This window comes from Acinetobacter sp. CY17 (genome assembly GCF_059515825.1).
This window is the reverse complement of record NZ_JCAKMX010000018.1, coordinates 68,341-86,292: the sequence shown is the minus strand read 5'-3', so window position 1 is coordinate 86,292 and position 17,952 is coordinate 68,341. Positions and strand designations below refer to the sequence as shown.

Below are 17,952 nucleotides of genomic sequence, written 5' to 3'. Positions count from 1 at the left end.
AAAATCACTACAAACAACTTGATTTAGTTAACGCTAACGAACAAAATAGACGACTCAGATATATCCTGTTAATAACTCATTTGACGAAAGTTAGGCATTTGTAAGACCTGATGAGTAAGCATCCAAGTTGTGCTGGCGACAATAGCAAGAGTGAACCACCTGATCCCTTCCCGAACTCAGAAGTGAAACCTCTTAGCGCTGATGGTAGTGTGGGGTTACCCATGTGAGAGTAAGTCATCGCCAGCTCATTATTCTAAAAATCCCTCGATCGTTGATCGGGGGATTTTTTTTCGCCTATAAAAAAATTACCATTTATAAATGTAAAAAAAGCCCGATTGGGCTTTTAATTTAATGGCTATTGCTTTGATCAGCTTCTGCAATTTCTTGGCTGCATTTTTTAACTTCGATTAAGAGATGTCCTAGCATCACATCTTTACTGGTAATGGCTACTATTAGCATTGGATACTTCTGATTTGGTATAGCACTGATCAAGGCTTTTCCATTTTCTGCATCCAAAGTAATACTTTGACAACCATTTAGATTGATTTCACCCAAAAAGGCCTGCACCATCGCTAAAATTGAACTGCTGATTGCAGCTAACTTACTGGAATTCTTTACATTTTTTTTATGTACTGAGCTTAATTCAAAGCCATCAGTTGAACATAGCATGACATACTCTAAGCCATTCACTTCATTTAGAATTGTAGTTAGCTTTTCATGTGCAAAACTGATTAAGTAATCTGGTGCTGAACGTTGTACTAGCATAATGATTCAATCTTTTTAATGAACAAAATTTACCTCAGCATTGGCGATCAATGCATCCACCATTAATAAAACATCTTCTTTAACACGTGCATCTACGAAAAATAATGGATATTTATGAGGTTGTTGCTGTTGCCAATGACGATAAATAGATGTGCTATGTGGAGTTTTTTCGTCAATATGGGTGATACCGATAATGATATTATCACTCATTGTTTGGAAGGTACTCAGATATTGTTCTAAGGCTTCAATTGGATCCTTTTGAGTATGATCGATTAGCAAAATGGTACCTAAAGCTCCTTTACAGATGACCCCCCACATAAAGTTAAAGCGTTCTTGACCAGGTGTACCATACAGACCGACTTTAATATCATCTTCAAGTGAAATTTCACCATAATCGATACCTACGGTGGTTAAGCTTTTTTGATGGGCGGCAAGATCAGTATTAACAGCTTCGGTACTCAGTACTTCAATTTGTGAAATGGTTTTAATTGCTGCACTTTTACCTGCACCCATAGCGCCTGCAAATACAATTTTATATTGTTGTAGAATCATGTAGATAACCTTGTTATAAACCTAGTTTCTTACGCAATTTTCCAAAAAAATTACGTAATGCAGAGGTGGGTTGTTCAATGGGTGCGCTTGTTGTAATTCTTTTGAAACGAGGGTCAGCTTGTTGCTCAGTAATGGCTTCTATGCTGTCACTGACTAAACCAGTGAATATAAAGCGATAAATGAACGTTAAAGGAATACCTGAATGTTCATGAATATAATCTAAATGTGCGCCATGTTGTAAGTAGGCAGCAATTTTGAAAATATCTTTTTGGTCTTTGTGTTGTAGCGGTTGAGGCCAATATTTTAGACGATAATAACCCGTATAGCTCGGTACTAGGGTCCCCACATTTTGCCACACAAAATTCCATAGACCATATTGTAGATCATAAGCTTTATTCTTATGACAAAAACGCACGACGTTATTTAAATCTGCATGTTGTATATGAATACTACTTTGTCCAACTGTGGTCAAACCATTGGCTAACCAAAATTGATTATTGGGCTTATCAATTAAGGCAATTTTGGTATCGCCGGCAATTAAAATACATTGACGATAATCTGTGCTGTTCCATAGTTTTTGTTGCAAGTTTTCAAAGTATTTATAGTGAATGCTTTCATAAAATAAAGCCCCTGTAAGTACACTTGGCGTTGGTACAAAAGCGGGTTCAATTATCTGCTGTGAGGCTTTTTTAATTTCTTCTTGAAAATCAGGAGCTTTATTCGTTTTTTTAAGTACAATATTTTCTTGAATTGGATAATGACTGTGTGGTGTTGTTGCTATAGGCGTATTTTGAATTTCATCGACAGCTTGAGTGCTTTGTAACTGTTTAAACAGTTCATCTACTTTATGGTGTTGTGGTTGGCTAGAGGGCAGCGATTGTTGTAGCTGATCAGTGATTTGATCAAGATGAGCTAAGGATGAATGAGACTTGCTGCTTTGACCTAAAATATGTTGTTCAAACCAAAAGCTAAGAGCTTTTTCTTCAATTGGTAGATAAAAAGTACTTTGAATCACTTGGCTTTGTATCAGCGGATCATGAGCAATTTTAAGGGTTTTTAAATTCGGGCGCTGACGAATAGTAACAATGTTAGGCAAGTCATAAAATAAATGACTAATGAGCAATATATCTAAAGTGGCATCATTAATATTAGTCCAATTGACACTGTACTCTTTAGGTAAAAGACGTTCGATAATACGTTTGAGTTCATCGATTGTAGTGAGTTTTAAACCAAAGACAGAAATATTAAGTTGCTTGTTCACGATAAGCCTATGTGACAGGGAGGAGAGGTGAAGCAAACTTAAGTTTGCTTCACTTTAAGCGAATCAAGAAAAATCAAGTTCGCGTTCAAAACCTTTAAGTTCATGACGTGCCATAGCAAGATTAGCTTTAGAACGGTCTAAAACAAGATATAAGAATAAGCTGTCATTGGATTCAAGTGGACGGATCAAATGATATTGCTTACTCAAAGTAATTAAAATATCTTCAATAGTATCGTCAAGACTGAGTGCTTTAGCAACCTTGCGTTTAGCACGTACCACTTCTGTGTTACCTGCTGCTGCCAATTCTAAATCAATATTAGATGTATTTTTAGTGGCAAGTGCTAGACCACTTTCGCTGTCTACTAACGCTGCTGCAACAAAACCGTCGATCTCGCTCAAGCTATCTAGAGTAACTTTTGCCATGATTTTCCCCTTAAGAAATTTTTTATCTAAATCTACGTGCTATCATAAAAATCTTGTTTAGATCTATGATCATCGTTTGCTCTAATCTAGCATTTTTCTCATATTTATCAATGTAAATATCTCTGAGTATTGAAAAAGGCTTGTGGCTTTAATTTTTATAAGTTAATAAAAAATAAGAGAATTTTTAAATAGACTTAGCATTATCTAAGTAATTATGTGATGTATGTATCACATATTAATAAAAAAACTCAATGCGACAGCACTCGGTGTTTTTGTATCAAAACTGTAGCTTAATTGAAACGGACCTATATTCCATACAGTTTAGGGAGATTCTATGTCGCAGCAGCACGTATGCAGTTCTTATATTGAGTATGGTAGTCCTGCATTTAGAGCAGTGTTATATGCTTTATTTTTGGCTGGCTTTGCAATTTTTTCTTCTTTGTACTGTGTGCAACCTATGATGCCACTTTTGGCAGATTTTTTTATCGTTTCTGCAACACAGAGTAGTTTCCCACTTTCATTTTCTACAGTTGCCCTTGCCCTTGGCTTATTGTTGAGTGGTTTGCTCTCTGACCGCTTTGGCCGTAAACCATTAATGCTCAGTGGCTTATTTGCAGCAGCATTTTTGTTAATGTTAAGTGCTATTTTACCGTATTGGACATTTTTCTTAGCCAGTCGAGTTTTCATTGGATTGGCGGTGAGCGGTGTCGCCGCAGTTGCCATGACCTATATTGGCGAAGAAATTGCAGAAAAAGATGTAGGCTTAGCGATGGGCCTATATATCTCAGGCACTGCGATTGGGGGAATGAGTGGCCGTTTAATTGCCGGAGTACTGGTTGATTTTATTTCATGGCAAAGCACGACATTGCTGATTGCGGTGATTAATTTGGGCATTGCGATAAGTTTCTATTATTTACTGCCAAACTCTAAGCATTTTACCCCTTACCCTATGCAATGGCAGCGCTTTAGTCGCTCGATTCAAAACAGCTTTGCAGATCAGAAGTTAAGGTTGCTATTTTTGCAAGGTTTTATCCTCATGGGGTGTTTTGTCAGTGTTTTTAATTATATGAGTTATCACTTACTGCAAGCACCATTTTATTTATCGCAAGTGTGGATCGGTGTGTTGTCATTAACCTACTTGGCTGGCATTTATAGTTCACCGCGTGCTGCTCAGTGGGGTAATCAGTTTGGCCGTGATCGGGTGCTACCCATGATGTTGCTGCTGATGTTAGTGGGGGTAAGTTTAATGTTGAGTGAATCTTTGTGGATTTTACTGTTGGGGTTGCTTTTATTTAGCTTTGCCTTTTTTGCAGCACACTCTATTACCAGTAGCTGGGTGGCAGTACAGGCTTTACAGTATCGAGCAGTAGGTTCATCGCTGTATTTGTTTAGCTATTATATGGGTTCAAGTATTTTGGGAAGCAGTAGTGGCATGCTGTGGGAAACAGCAGGTTGGCTGGGTTTAATTGTAGGTGTGTCAAGTCTGTTAATTCTGGGCGTGGCGATTGCTTGGCAATTAAAAGCCCCTCAGTAGAATTAAACGACCCAGGAATTAATTGCAGGGTTTTGTATAAATTATAATCAAGCAAATCTTGGCTAATTCGTGGTAAAATGCTCGGCTTTCATCTTTGATCTTATTTTTAGATCTCCTATCATCTGCCAGCCGAGAATTGCTAGCCATGTCTACTGCTTATACCATGCAGACAGCGCCAACCGCGTTGTTTGATTACGACAAATATTGGGCGTCTTGTTTTGAACCTGCGCCATTTTTGCCGATGTCACGCGAGGAAATGGATCAACTCGGTTGGGACTCATGTGATTTTATTTTAGTGTGCGGTGATGCTTATATCGATCATCCATCATTCTGTTCGGGCATTATTGGTCGTACCTTAGAGGCACAAGGCTTCCGTGTGGGTATTATTGCGCAGCCAGACTGGACAGATGTTGAAGCATTCCGTGTCTTGGGCAAGCCCAATATTGCGTGGGGTGTAACAGCAGGTAACATGGATTCCATGATTAACCGTTATACCGCAGACCGTAAAATCCGTTCTGATGATGCATATTCTCCTGATAATCAACCAAATAAACGCCCAGACCGTGCGGCAACTGTATATTGCCAACGTGTACGTGAAGCGTATCCTGATGTGCCTGTACTATTAGGGGGGATTGAAGCTTCGCTACGTCGTATTGCGCATTATGATTATTGGTCAGATAAAGTCCGTCGTTCGGTGTTGATGGACTCTAAAGCTGATCTTTTGATGTATGGTAACGGTGAGCGCTCGATCACTGAGGTCATGCATCGTTTAGCACGCGGTGAGAAAATTCACGAAATCACAGACGTTCGTGGTACAGCATTTATTATTAATAAGCATAACCGTGCTTCTAAAGCAAAATTTGTTGAAATTGCCTCTAATGATGTTGATACGGTCGGTCGTGTTGATCCAATCATCAACCCTTATGTGATGACTGAAGATTTAGAAGGCTGTGAAATTGAGCAGGGCAAAGACCTAAGCCAATATCAAGGTTTCCAAAAAGAAGTTGTGGCCAATCCAATTGTGCATGAAGGCGATAATTTGGATGAAAACACCCAGATTGTACAGTTACAGCCATCTTCAAAAGCCATTAAACATAAGTTGCCAGCACGTGAATTGGCTGTAATTCGTTTACCAGCCTATGAAGAAGTGTCAACTGACCCTGTTTTATATGCGCATGCCAACCGAATTTTGCATTTAGAGACTAATCCAGGTAATGCACGTGCCATGGTACAAAAACATGGCGAACGTGATGTATGGTTGAATCCACCACCAATTCCATTGACCACTGAAGAAATGGACTATGTTTTTGACTTGCCTTATGCACGTTTACCACATCCAGCTTATGGCAATGCACGTTTCCCAGCTTTTGATATGATCAAGTTCTCGGTGAACATCATGCGGGGTTGCTTTGGGGGTTGTACCTTCTGTTCAATTACAGAACATGAAGGGCGTATTATTCAAAACCGTTCTGAAGAATCAATTTTACGTGAAGTGGAAAAGATTCGTGATACTGCACCTGGATTCACCGGTATTATTTCGGATTTAGGTGGTCCTACTGCCAACATGTACCGTTTGGCCTGTAAAGATCCTGAAATTGAAAAAAACTGTCGTAAACCGTCGTGTGTATTCCCAGGTGTATGTCAAAACTTACATACTGATCATGCGCCGTTAACGCAGTTGTATCGTAAAGCACGTAGCTTACCGGGCATTAAAAAAATCTTAATTGGTTCAGGTTTACGTTATGATTTAGCGGTTTTAAACCCTGAATATGTTAAAGAACTTGTGACCCATCACGTGGGTGGTTATTTAAAGATTGCGCCTGAGCATACTGAAAAAGGCCCACTCAATAAAATGATGAAGCCGGGGATTGGGACTTACGACCGCTTTAAGCAAATGTTTGATCGCTTTAGTAAAGAAGCTGGTAAAGAACAGTACCTTATTCCTTACTTTATTGCAGCACATCCGGGTACGACCGACTATGACATGATGAACCTTGCGATTTGGTTGAAGAAGAATGGTTTCCGTGCTGACCAAGTACAGACTTTCTACCCATCACCAATGGCAACAGCAACCACCATGTACTACACCGGTAAAAACCCGCTTGCAAAAGTGGCGCGTTATACCGAGCAAGTTGACATTGTAAAAGGTGAAAAACGTCGTCGTCTGCATAAAGCATTCTTACGTTACCATGATCCAAATAACTGGCCAATGCTACGTGATGCTTTACGTGAAATGGGGCGCCAAGATTTAATTGGTAACTCAAAACAGCATTTGATTCCAACCTATCAGCCTGCAAGTGTTGAAGGTGAATACAAATCAGCACGTAAGAAGAACTCAAGTGTGGCAGGCGATTCAGCTAAACGTAATACGCAGTCACGTCCTTCAAATACCAAGAAGCGTCCTGAACGTGGGCAAATCTTAACCCAACACACGGGTTTACCACCACGTGAAACAGGCGATAGTAAAAAGCCATTTAGTGGCAAGCCAAAGGCTAAATCTAAACCTAAATCACGTGCTTAATCGCATAATTAAAAAAGGACGCTGAGGCGTCCTTTTTTAATGACTGTTTTATCGGAATTACAGCTTTTGTGGTGAAAAACGTCTTGTGAGCGGGTTAAAAAGTAGCTAAATTGGTGAGCATACAAAGGAATTGTATCCAACTCAGATTTTGGTCTGAGTCCCACAAAAGAATAAAATATAACAATTAGGGAAATAGAAATGTGGATGTATATACTGATTGGCATTCTTGTCCTAGGATGCTTAGGGCTATTGCTCAATCAGATTGCGCTAACTCATCGCCCCAGTGACAGTGTCTTAAAACAACGTGCGATCTTTAGTCCGCAACAGCAATTGATTTATAGTCGCTTAAAAACATTGTTACCTGAACAACATATTTTGGCACAGGTATCTTTTGATGCTTTACTCACCACCAAATATCCAAGAACGCGATATAAATACCGTAATATGGTGGCCGATTTTGTTTTACTTGATCAACATCATCATATTATTGCTGTGGTGGGCTTAAATGAAATGCACGGTTTAAAGCGTCTCAAGAATGCCCAATATCAAGATGATCTATTAAAAATGGCAGGGTACAAAGTATTGCGCTATCCGTATTTACCCGAGCTCAGTGAACTCAAGCGTGATTTTTTAAATGCGCATATTTTGCATGATCAGCAGTTTGAAACGCAGCATCGGGACAAACGCTATCAGTTGAGCCATGCCCCGATGTAGATTTTATTCAGGTTTTACTGCAACGACGGTCATTTCAACCAAAACATCAGGCTGATACATCTTGGCTTCTACACAGGTGCGAGGTAGTGCTTGTATATCAGCAACCCAAGCATCCCAAATTTCGTTAAACGCGTCATAATCTTGTTCGATATCTTTAAGATAAATAGTCACAGACATAATATGGGATTTATCTGTACCTGCATCTGCTAAAAATTGATCGATGATATCTAAAGTTTGCTGAGTTTGTCCACGAATATCTAAGCTAGTGTCATTGGCAAGTTGTCCTGCTAAATGCACCAATTGTCCTGAGATTGCAATTTCAGAGAAACGCTGTGAAACATGTAAACGTTGTACTGCCATGATTTTATTCCTGTGATTTAGGCATCGTTGCTGCTACAAGTGTAGTGAGCAAACACCCAATTGCAAGATAAATAGCCACATAATGCCAAGAACCATTGCCCCAAATGACTAAAGAGGCAGCAATCATTGGGGTAAAGCCACCACCAATAATGCTGGCAACTTGATAGCCTACGCCTGCGCCACTGTAGCGATATTCGGTACCAAACAGCGCCGTGAAAATCGGTTGATGCACGCTGACCACCATATCATGCGCCACGTTAGCCAGTAAAATTGCCCCGATTACAATTAGCCAAGTATTTTGTGCATCAAGTGCCATAAAAAATGGAAAGGCAGACAGCGCACCAATGATACCACCCCAAACGCACATGGTTTTATGTTGAATTTTGTCAGAAATCCAAGCAAAAAAAGGAATACTGAAACAACTCATCGCGCCCACCATTAAGGTGATATTCAGGAAAAATTGTTTATCCATACCTAAGTTGTTGGTGGAATAGTTTAAGGCAAAATTAGTCACCAAATACATGGTCAGAAGCTCAGTCAAACGTAAAGCAATAATATAAAAGAAGGCTTTAGGATGATTCTTAATGGCTTGTAATATAGGTAATTTTTTTGGTTCTTGCTGTGCATGTACGACTTTTTCAACAAACTCTTGTGATTCTTCTTGGTCACGACGAATCCACATGGCTACAGCAATTAATACGATGCTTGCAATAAAGGGAATACGCCAAGCCCAGTCCATAAAGGCTTGTTCACCAAGGGTAGCAATAATCAGTGAGACTGCGCCAGTTGCGAGTACCAAGCCAACTCCATAGCCCACTTGCACACCACTGCTATACAGCGCTTTCTTTCCTTGAGGTGCATTTTCGACGGCCATTAAGGCGGCGCCGCCCCATTCACCCCCCACAGCAAACCCTTGAATAGCACGTAAAGTCACCAGTAGAACTGGCGCCCACCAACCAATGGCAGCAAAATTAGGTAATAAGCCAATGCCTACAGTAGCTACACCCATCAGAATAACAGTCAGGACCAGCATTTTTTTACGACCGAGTTTGTCGCCAAAATGCCCAAAGACTACACCACCCAATGGACGGAATAAGAAGCCCACGCCAAAGGTCGCTAAAGCGGCCAGCGTACCCATATTTTCGCCAATACTAGGAAAAAATTGATCTTTAAAAATCAGTGCGGCAACAATGCCATAGAGCAAAAAGTCATACCAATCCACCACAGCGCCAACAAAGCTAGACAGCGCAGCTTTACGTGCACGTTGTTCAGGTGAAATAGAGCTTGAAGATGCAGAATGCATAAAGGAGGGAACCCAGTTATTATCAGAGATGCCCTGCAATATTCGGATTGATCGTCGCGCCAATCACAGGACAGTGTGCCAAAAATAAAGGTGATTTTCAGCATCTCAGCACATACATGGGTAATGCATTGCCCAATTAGATTAACCTAAATTGGCTAAAATGGAATCACTATTTGTTAAAAAATGTGCTTGATGCTGTTTTTTTGTGCATTACCATAAATTCAGTTGGGTTTGCTCATCAGATTTTTGCAGTTGATAGACCCCTATACCAATCAAGCGAAAACGCAGTGAGGGTTGGATTTGCATTTCTTTAATGAGTTGTTCAAGTGCTTGAGAAAGTTCAGTTATATTCTGAAAAGGCTGTTTAAAACTTTTACTGTGTTCTAATACCTGAAAATGCGGTAGTTTAAGCTTGATACTCATCCCACGTGCGGTTAAATTTTTTTCAGTTAAGCTGTTCCAGATATCTTGGATCAGTTGCGGCCAATGTGCTTGGCATTGCTCAAGGTTTAGATTGTGCTCAAAAGTGGTTTCTTTGGAAATTTGCTGTCGTTCACGCTGCGCTTGTACGGGGCGATTATCAATACCTTGAGCATATAAAAATAGCTGTTGACCATATTTGCCAAAATGCTGAATGAGCACATTTTCCGCAATAGGTTGTAAGTCACCTAAAGTTTTGAAGCCAAGCGCTCGGAGTTTTTCTTGCGTAACCTGTCCTACACCAGGAATTTTGTTTAAGGCTAAATCTTGAATAAAATTCTGCACTTGATGCGGTTTGATCACACACATACCATTGGGTTTATGCCAATCAGAGGCGATTTTGGCCAAGAATTTATTGGGTGCAACCCCTGCTGAAGCAGTCAGTTGTGTGGTTTGATAAATCTCGGCACGAATCGCTTCTGCTACTGCGGTGGCACTGGCCAACCCTTGTAAATTTTCCGTGACATCTAAATAGGCTTCATCTAAAGAAAGTGGTTCAATAATTGAAGTATATTTTTGAAAAATTTGATGAATTTGTGCGGATACAGCACGGTATTCGGTAAAGTTAGGTTCAAGCACAATCACTTGAGGACATAGTTTTTTGGCTTGGCTCATGGGCATTGCTGAGTGTAAACCAAATTGTCTCGCTGGATAAGAAGCGGCAGCAATTACCGCCCGTGGATGATGGGAAGCAATCACCACAGGTAAATCAAGCAAATCTGGACGTTTACGCAGTTCAACCGAGGCGTAAAAGGCATCCATATCAATATGGATAATTTTGCGTAAGCTCATGTTAAGGGGCTTCAATTACCTGATTTTGAATTAAAAAATTCTGCCAATCTTGGGCATTACCATAAAATACGTTGAGATCAACTGGAGTAGAAATACCGGCAATTTTACCCGTGTGACTATGTTGCCAAAATAGCCATTGAGGTTGACCTTTTAAATCCGGCAAGCCTTTATATTCACGCACCCATAGTGGCGTATTGGAAAAATGTCCAGCTAAAACAATATTGTAAAAAGCTTTAGAGGTATAAAAAATGGGTTGTTTTTCATAATGCTGATACAGCTGATCATGCATTACTTGAATTTCTTGCAGCAGTTGTTCTTGAGTGTAGTGATTAATGCATTTGCTGTCATATTCTAAATCTATCACTGGGGGAAGCGCATCGGATTTTTTAGGCACAGTGGCTATAAAATGTTGTGCTTGAGTCTTGCCATCGCGGCATAAACGGTAGAAATGATAGGCACCTACATGCAAGCCCTGTTCGCGGGCTTGAAGCCAATTCTGCTGAAATTGACGATCACTAAAATCGCCACCTTCAGTGGCTTTTAAATAGACAAATTGATATTTTTGCGGTGAAATTTTTTGCCACTGAATGTTGTGTTGATGGTGGGAAACGTCAAAGCCTTGAATCGGAAATTCTGCAGCCTGAGTTTTAGCTTGTTGAAAAACAAAAATATAGATGAAAAGGCTGACTAAAGCGACAAGTGCGAATGCCCCAACTATCCAAACCAATGGCTTGGCATGAAGCGAAGAGCGTGGCATAAGCGTTCACCTAAATCAAAGATCAAAATATCATACTCCACTATACGGCGGTGTTTTTAGGAATCTGCCAAAAAATTGCCGCTGCAATAATATTAATCAGGCCCAAACAAATCAGACTCAAATGAAAAGCTTGTTCAATTTGAGCTGTACCTAAATAGGCAGTAAACAGATTGATTAAAGTACCTGCCAACGCCACGCCAATACTCATGGCCAGCATCATAATCATGGATAAAAAACTATTGCCACTACTGGCGTTTTGTTGCGATAAATCTTTTAAAGTGAGGGTGTTCATGGCAACAAACTGCAACGAATTGAGCAGACCAAAAATAAAGAAATGTAATGCACGTAACCAAAGCGGCATATCAGCTGTAGTTAAAGCAAAACTGGCAATACAGGCGCCAACCAATAAAGTATTAATAAGTAAAAAGCGACGATAGCCAAGCCATTGAATCAGTTTACGAATCATTGGTTTGGAAGCCAGTGATCCGAGTACCGTCGGAATCATCAATAAGCCTGTAGTAAAGGCATCAAAACCAAACGCCACTTGCAGCATCAGCGGTAAAATAAAGGGAATTGCATTGCCACCCAAACGGGCAAAACTATTGCCTAAAATACCAATAGTAAATATGCGATTGGCAAATAACTGACTACGAAACAAGGCATTTTGATGACTATGTGCATGATAGGCATATGCAGCCATGGCAGCTAAACTTAACCCAACTAGGCCTAAAGAAAAATATAAAGATTTTTCAGGGTTCGCAAAGTTTTCGATCCCGAGTGATAAGCCTACCATGGCCACAAACAGCATCAAAAAACCGCTAAAGTCAAAGCGTTTAACCTGATTTTCTGTAACATTAGGCATCACTTTATAAGTCATCCATGCGCCTAACACACCCATGGGCAAATTAATTAAAAAAATCCATTGCCATGAAGCATGCTCGACCATCCAACCCCCCAAGGTTGGGCCCATTAGCGGGCCGAGTAAACCCGCTAAACTCATGAGACTCATGGCCGATAAAAACTGATTACGTGGAATAATTTTAAGCATGGCTAAACGACCCACTGGCATGAGTAGTGCACCGCCTAAGCCTTGCAAGACGCGATAAAAAATCAGTTCAGTCAAGCTATTTGAAAAAGCACAGCCTAAAGAGGCAAGAGTAAAAATCACAATGGCGGCAAAATAAATATTGCGCACTCCAAAGCGATCCGCCAACCAGCCACTTAAAGGAATACAGGCCGCCACCGATAATACATAGGCCACCACCACGCTATGCATTTGCAAAGGGTCTTGCTGTAAGTGGCTAGCAATATTAGGTAAAGCAGTATTAATAATGGTGGTATCCAAACCCTGCATAAAAAAGCCAATAGACACCAACAGCACCAACAGACGAAATTGTGGTTGTAGGGCTTGATGAACAGGAGCTTGGGTCATAGCAGATATGGGGTCTGAGTATTTTTGCTGTAGTGTAATCCAACATCTTAATCAAAACTGTAATAAAGCGCAGCCGATTGCTATTTCTTGTGACAATATTTTCTTAAGAGATTCACATTGTTTTTCATGATTTTATCTAGGATTAACGCATTTAAATCTGCAATTGGGCTAAAAGTTCATGAAATTGTCATAAAAACGCCATAAGATCGCAATACATTTATGATCTAGCAATTTCTTGTTATGACGATTGAAATCTTAATGGTCATTGGCTTCTGTTTAGCGGCCTACTCCATTGTCGGAAACGATGTACCACAAACCTTAGGTACATTCCTTTCATCTAACTCCCATCGCCCTTGGTGGGTACTGTGGATCTTTGTCAGCAGTATCCTGATTGCGGTTCTCATGTACGGTTGGTATGCCTCTGGTGTAGGCGATGCCTCTTATGGCCGACTTGAAACCATTCCCTTCCCTGAGGGTGGCATTACTTGGCTGTATATTGTACCGCCGGTTTTATTATTGTTATTAACCAAATATGGTATTCCAGTCAGTACCACATTCTTGGTGCTCACCATTTTCTCACCATCGAGTCTAGGTTCGATGATGGTGAAGTCTATGATGGGTTATGCGGTTGCTTTTATTACTGCCTTAATCATCTACCGTTTTGTTGCCAACAGAATGACGGTGTACTTTAACCAAACCAAAGATCAAGAGCACTCAACTAAATGGGTGGTGCTACAGTGGTTATCGACAGCATTCTTGTGGAGCCAATGGCTGATTCAAGATTTAGCTAACATCTTTGTTTATGTGCCACGTCAAGTGCCATTTGAATTTTTGATGTTTGCGATTGTGGTCTTTGTGGTGTTGCTGGGCGTGATTCTGTACCAACGTGGTGGTGCGATTCAGAAGATTGTTGATACCAAAACAGATGTCAATGATGTGCGTGCTGCAACCATTGTTGACTTTATCTATGCGATTATTTTATTGATCTTCAAAGAGTGGAGTAATATTCCAATGAGTACCACATGGGTATTCTTGGGTTTACTTGCCGGTCGTGAATTTGCGATCTCGATGTTGATTCAAGCTGTAGGTAAGCGTCGTACTTCACGCAATGTGAGTAAAGATGCCATGAAACTGATGTTTGGTTTAGCGATGTCGGTTATCTTAGCGACAACTTTGCCATGGTTCTATAACACCGTAACGGCATTAGCGTCTTAACTGTTCTTCATCAAAGAAGCGAGCTTCATGCTCGCTTTTTTTGTGCCTAGATGGCTACATTGTGTGGCGTAGATAAGTTATTTAATACACTATAAATCTGTTGAACATCTTCACAAACAATCAATTTAGCCCGATGTTGAGGTGGTAAAAAGCCTTCTAATACCGCATGGTCGAGCTGGGCAATTAAATGATCATAAAAGCCATTTACGTTATACAGCATCATGGGTTTTTGATGCTGATTCAGTTGCCCCCAAGTGGCTACTTCTAAAATTTCTTCAAAAGTACCTAAACCCCCAGGCAGTGCAACAAAGGCACTGGCACGTTCAGCCATAAGGGCTTTACGTTCATGCATGCTTTTAACGACGTGTAATTCAGTTAAGTAGTTATGAGCGCGTTCATAATCGAGCATAAATTCAGGAATAACCCCCACAGCTTCACCGCCGTGTTCAATCATGCTATCGGCGACCTGACCCATTAAGCCAATACTGGCACCCCCATAAACCAAGCCAAAGCCGTGTTGAGCCAGTCCTTGAGCTAAATCAATCGCGGTGCGTAAATAAATGGGGTTATTGCCCACGCGTGAGCCGCAATATAAGGCAATGAGAGGTTGAGTGGTTTGTATAGTGAGAGGATTTAATTGTTGTGGCATTTTTACTTCGCTATTCATCTTTTTATTCACCTTAGCATCTTCTTATTGTTCACTCTAGCTTATGCAATAAATATGACAATTTATCGAAAACGCAGATTTAGATACAAAATCGCGACTAAAATCACCCTGTGATAAAAAAGATGAATTTCAGCTAAATCTTGCCTATACTGAAATTCTGTTTAACAACACAGCAACCAATATGAGTAGTGGTAGTGATTGGTATCGCTCCGAGAAAATAAATTATTATTTTTTTAATCAGCATAATAATAGGGTCAACTTGCAGGAGCGTCAGCCATGATTTTTGAATGGATGTCAGATCCTGCAGCATGGGTTGGTCTGGCAACTTTAATTATTCTAGAAATTGTTTTGGGTATTGATAACCTAGTCTTTATTGCCATTCTGGCAGAAAAATTGCCGCCAGAACAACGTAATGCAGCGCGTATTTTAGGTTTAATGCTCGCTTTAGGCATGCGCCTCATCTTACTTGCCTCTATTGCATGGGTCGTTACGCTCACCGCACCTTTATTTTCTATTTTTGGACATGCCTTCTCAGGACGTGATCTGATTATGCTCTTTGGTGGGATATTTTTGCTGTTTAAAGGCACCATGGAATTGCGTGAGCGCCTCGAGAGCAAGCCCATTCAAAAAGAAGAAAATCCAGTCCATGCCGTCTTTTGGATGGTAATTGTGCAGATTGTGGTGTTAGATGCGGTCTTCTCACTCGATAGTGTGATTACTGCGGTTGGCATGGTCAAAGAATTATCCGTGATGATGTTGGCAGTGATTATTGCCATGATCATTATGTTGTGGGCATCCAAAGCCTTAATGGACTTTGTCAATAGAAATCCAACGGTAGTGATTTTATGCCTATGCTTTTTAATGATGATTGGTTTCTCATTATTGGTAGAAGGCTTTGGTTTCCATATTCCAAAAGGCTATCTATACGCTGCAATTGGCTTCTCAGTCTTGATTGAGTTTTTAAATCAACTGATGCGTCGTAACCAAGAAAAATTAGTGACCACCACCGATTTACGTTATCGCACTGCGTCGGCGGTAATGCGAATGTTAGGCGGTAAAAAAGTTGAGAGTTCACATAATCCTGATGTGTTAGCCACCCGTGCTTTTGCTGATGAGGTCTTTGCTGAGCAAAATGGCGTTTATCATAGCGTGATGGTACAAGGGGTGCTTGGTTTATCGGAACGTCCGGTAAAATCAGTAATGACGCCGCGACCTGAACTTGAATGGTTAGACTTAGATGCCAGTCCTGCCGAGATCAAAGCGCAGTTACTCAGTATTACGCATTCACGCTTAATTGTGGCACATGGTGAACTCGACAACATTGCGGGTGTAGTATTGACCCATAAAGTCCTGAATGAATATGTGGAAACAGGTGTACTGGATTTTGAAAAACATCTGCGTGAACCGGTGATTGTGCACGAAAATGCGCAAGTGTTGATGGTGATGGAACAGCTACGCCAAGCGCCACTACAAATGGCGATTGTGTTAAATGAATATGGCTCAATTGAAGGCATTGCCACACCGATTGATGTTTTAGAAGCCATTGCCGGTGAATTTCCAGATGAAGATGAGTTGGAAAGTGCAGCAGAAAGCTTAGAAGATGGCACTTTAATGCTAGATGGCTCAACTGATATCCGTCACGTATCGTTATTATTAGGGCGTGATTTGGTGGATGAAGCAGAAGAATATTCAACCTTGTCTGGCTATATCTTATTTCATTTGGGACGCTTGCCAGAAAATGGTGAAAAACTCAAAGCGGATGAGCATATCTTTGAAGTTGTTACGATGGATGGCCATAAAATCGAGAAAGTGCATATTATCCAAAATCCACAAGCCAACATTTAAGCCTTGGGCTTAGAATCAGGTTAAAATAGCTCGCATTGTCGAGCTATTTTTTTAACTTATGTCTAATGCATGCCCATGTGGTAACCCCGATTACAGCAGTTGCTGTCAGCCTTTACATTTAGGTCAAAGCGTGGCGCAAAGTGCTGAGCAACTGATGCGTTCACGTTATAGCGCTTTTGCCAAACAGCAGATTGACTATATTGTCAAAACTACTGCGTTATTACAGCAACAGCATTTGGATGTAGCAGCCATTGCCGATTGGAGCAAGGCCAATCAATGGCTGAAACTTGAAGTGGTGCAAGCACAAGAAAAGCTTGATAAAAACCATGCGCAAGTAGAATTTAAAGCGCATTATCATGATGGTAAACAAGCACAAGTGCATCACGAAGTTTCGCATTTTGTGAAACATGAGGGACTGTGGTATTTCTTAGATCCGACCAATGAAATTTTCCCTAGCATGAAGCAGCCCTGCGTTTGTGGCTCGGCTAAAAAATTTAAGCAATGTTGTGCACAATTTTTGTAACTTTTTTGACAATTTGGCTTAGAATAGCGCGCACGAATTAGCCGATATGATGGATTTCAGGCGATGTTACTTACCGTTATTTATATTATTGCGATTACGGCTGAAGCGATGACCGGTGCGTTGTCGGCAGGTCGGCGTAGTATGGATTGGTTTGGTGTGGTGATTATTGCCTGTGTGACCGCTTTAGGGGGCGGTTCGGTGCGTGACGTATTACTTGGCCATTATCCCTTAACTTGGGTGAAGCATCCTGAATATTTGGTTCTGACCTGCGCTGCGGCATTTTTTACCATTATGATTGCCAAATGGATGCGCCATTTACGTTCAGTGTTCTTACTCTTAGATGCCTTAGGTCTAATTGGCTTTACCATTATTGGCTGTCAAATTGCCCTTGAGATGGGGCATGGTTTTGTGGTCTCAGCCGTTGCAGGGGTACTGACGGGTGTCTCTGGGGGGATTTTACGCGATATTTTATGTAATGACGTGCCTTTAGTCTTTCGCCGTGAGCTGTATGCCAGTATTTCTTTTGTGGCGGTCATTTGTTATTGGTTATGTTTAAAGATAGGTTTATCGCTGGAATTAACTGTAATTGCCACTTTAGTATTTGGTTTTTCACTGCGTTGTATCGCGATTTACTTTGGGCTAGAAATGCCAAAATTCATTTACAAAGAAGATGACGAGCAATCAGCATCTTCTAAAGATGCTTCATAAATGACTTAACAATAAAGGCTGACCTGATTAAAAAATTGCAGATATTTTGAGCAATATGGCGTATAACAAAAGGCAAAATCATAAATCCTGTTGTGAAAGC

17 protein-coding genes and 1 rRNA gene are annotated in these 17,952 nt (G+C 40.6%); 8 read left to right on the top strand and 10 right to left on the bottom strand.

Going from position 1 to position 17,952, the window contains the following annotated elements:
* Positions 1-131: 131 nt before the first annotated feature.
* Positions 132-246, top strand: a 5S ribosomal RNA gene (rrf, locus tag AC5YCI_RS12550).
* Between the two features lie 102 nt (positions 247-348).
* On the opposite strand, the gene AC5YCI_RS12545 is transcribed toward rrf, so the two are convergent.
* The 4 genes from AC5YCI_RS12545 to AC5YCI_RS12530 form a co-directional block, all read right to left on the bottom strand.
* Positions 349-765, bottom strand: coding sequence for a roadblock/LC7 domain-containing protein (locus AC5YCI_RS12545; protein WP_496130157.1), 417 nt, complete (start codon positions 763-765; stop codon positions 349-351).
* Between the two features lie 15 nt (positions 766-780).
* Entirely contained in the window at positions 781-1,317 is a 537-nt protein-coding gene (locus tag AC5YCI_RS12540; RefSeq protein WP_496130156.1) for a GTP-binding protein, read from the bottom strand.
* Between the two features lie 13 nt (positions 1,318-1,330).
* Entirely contained in the window at positions 1,331-2,578 is a 1,248-nt protein-coding gene (locus tag AC5YCI_RS12535) for a hypothetical protein (protein WP_496130155.1), read from the bottom strand.
* A gap of 63 nt (positions 2,579-2,641) precedes the next feature.
* On the bottom strand, positions 2,642-3,001 hold the full coding sequence (locus AC5YCI_RS12530; protein WP_496130154.1) for a roadblock/LC7 domain-containing protein: 360 nt from the start codon (positions 2,999-3,001) through the stop codon (positions 2,642-2,644).
* 334 nt (positions 3,002-3,335) lie between these two features.
* On the opposite strand from AC5YCI_RS12530, the gene AC5YCI_RS12525 reads away from it, so the two are divergent.
* The 3 genes from AC5YCI_RS12525 to AC5YCI_RS12515 all read left to right on the top strand — a co-directional run bounded on the left by AC5YCI_RS12525 (position 3,336) and on the right by AC5YCI_RS12515 (position 7,770).
* Entirely contained in the window at positions 3,336-4,535 is a 1,200-nt protein-coding gene (locus tag AC5YCI_RS12525; protein WP_496130153.1) for an MFS transporter, read from the top strand.
* Between the two features lie 145 nt (positions 4,536-4,680).
* Entirely contained in the window at positions 4,681-7,056 is a 2,376-nt protein-coding gene (locus AC5YCI_RS12520; RefSeq protein ID WP_496130152.1) for a YgiQ family radical SAM protein, read from the top strand.
* Between the two features lie 198 nt (positions 7,057-7,254).
* The gene (locus AC5YCI_RS12515; protein WP_496130151.1) at positions 7,255-7,770 is read left to right on the top strand and encodes a DUF2726 domain-containing protein; all 516 of its coding nucleotides are present in this window, start codon (positions 7,255-7,257) and stop codon (positions 7,768-7,770) included.
* Between the two features lie 3 nt (positions 7,771-7,773).
* Here AC5YCI_RS12515 and AC5YCI_RS12510 read toward each other — a convergent pair whose 3' ends face one another.
* The 5 genes from AC5YCI_RS12510 to mdtD form a co-directional block, all read right to left on the bottom strand.
* Positions 7,774-8,130, bottom strand: coding sequence for a RidA family protein (locus tag AC5YCI_RS12510; RefSeq protein ID WP_496130150.1), 357 nt, complete (start codon positions 8,128-8,130; stop codon positions 7,774-7,776).
* Between the two features lie 4 nt (positions 8,131-8,134).
* Entirely contained in the window at positions 8,135-9,433 is a 1,299-nt protein-coding gene (gene shiA, locus AC5YCI_RS12505; protein WP_496130149.1) for a shikimate transporter, read from the bottom strand.
* Between the two features lie 210 nt (positions 9,434-9,643).
* Positions 9,644-10,705 (bottom strand): DNA polymerase IV, encoded by a 1,062-nt coding sequence (gene dinB / locus AC5YCI_RS12500; RefSeq protein WP_496175591.1) that lies wholly within the window; start codon positions 10,703-10,705, stop codon positions 9,644-9,646.
* A 1-nt stretch (position 10,706) separates the two neighbouring features.
* Positions 10,707-11,462: a glycoside hydrolase family 25 protein gene (locus tag AC5YCI_RS12495; protein ID WP_496130147.1), complete on the bottom strand. Its 756-nt coding sequence runs from the start codon at positions 11,460-11,462 to the stop codon at positions 10,707-10,709.
* A 40-nt stretch (positions 11,463-11,502) separates the two neighbouring features.
* Positions 11,503-12,894: a multidrug transporter subunit MdtD gene (gene mdtD, locus AC5YCI_RS12490; RefSeq protein ID WP_496130146.1), complete on the bottom strand. Its 1,392-nt coding sequence runs from the start codon at positions 12,892-12,894 to the stop codon at positions 11,503-11,505.
* 240 nt (positions 12,895-13,134) lie between these two features.
* Between mdtD and AC5YCI_RS12485 the strand changes: the two genes are divergently transcribed.
* Positions 13,135-14,109, top strand: a complete 975-nt coding sequence (locus AC5YCI_RS12485; RefSeq protein WP_496130145.1) for a hypothetical protein — start codon at positions 13,135-13,137, stop codon at positions 14,107-14,109.
* Between the two features lie 46 nt (positions 14,110-14,155).
* On the opposite strand, the gene AC5YCI_RS12480 is transcribed toward AC5YCI_RS12485, so the two are convergent.
* Positions 14,156-14,776: an LOG family protein gene (locus AC5YCI_RS12480; protein ID WP_496130144.1), complete on the bottom strand. Its 621-nt coding sequence runs from the start codon at positions 14,774-14,776 to the stop codon at positions 14,156-14,158.
* 276 nt (positions 14,777-15,052) lie between these two features.
* Between AC5YCI_RS12480 and AC5YCI_RS12475 the strand changes: the two genes are divergently transcribed.
* The 3 genes from AC5YCI_RS12475 (at position 15,053) to AC5YCI_RS12465 (ending at position 17,852) form a co-directional block, all read left to right on the top strand.
* The gene (locus AC5YCI_RS12475) at positions 15,053-16,621 is read left to right on the top strand and encodes a TerC family protein (RefSeq protein ID WP_496130143.1); all 1,569 of its coding nucleotides are present in this window, start codon (positions 15,053-15,055) and stop codon (positions 16,619-16,621) included.
* A 58-nt stretch (positions 16,622-16,679) separates the two neighbouring features.
* Entirely contained in the window at positions 16,680-17,144 is a 465-nt protein-coding gene (locus AC5YCI_RS12470; RefSeq protein ID WP_496130142.1) for a YchJ family protein, read from the top strand.
* Positions 17,145-17,207: 63 nt separating this feature from the next.
* The gene (locus tag AC5YCI_RS12465) at positions 17,208-17,852 is read left to right on the top strand and encodes a trimeric intracellular cation channel family protein (RefSeq protein ID WP_496130141.1); all 645 of its coding nucleotides are present in this window, start codon (positions 17,208-17,210) and stop codon (positions 17,850-17,852) included.
* The last annotated feature ends 100 nt before the right edge of the window (positions 17,853-17,952 follow it).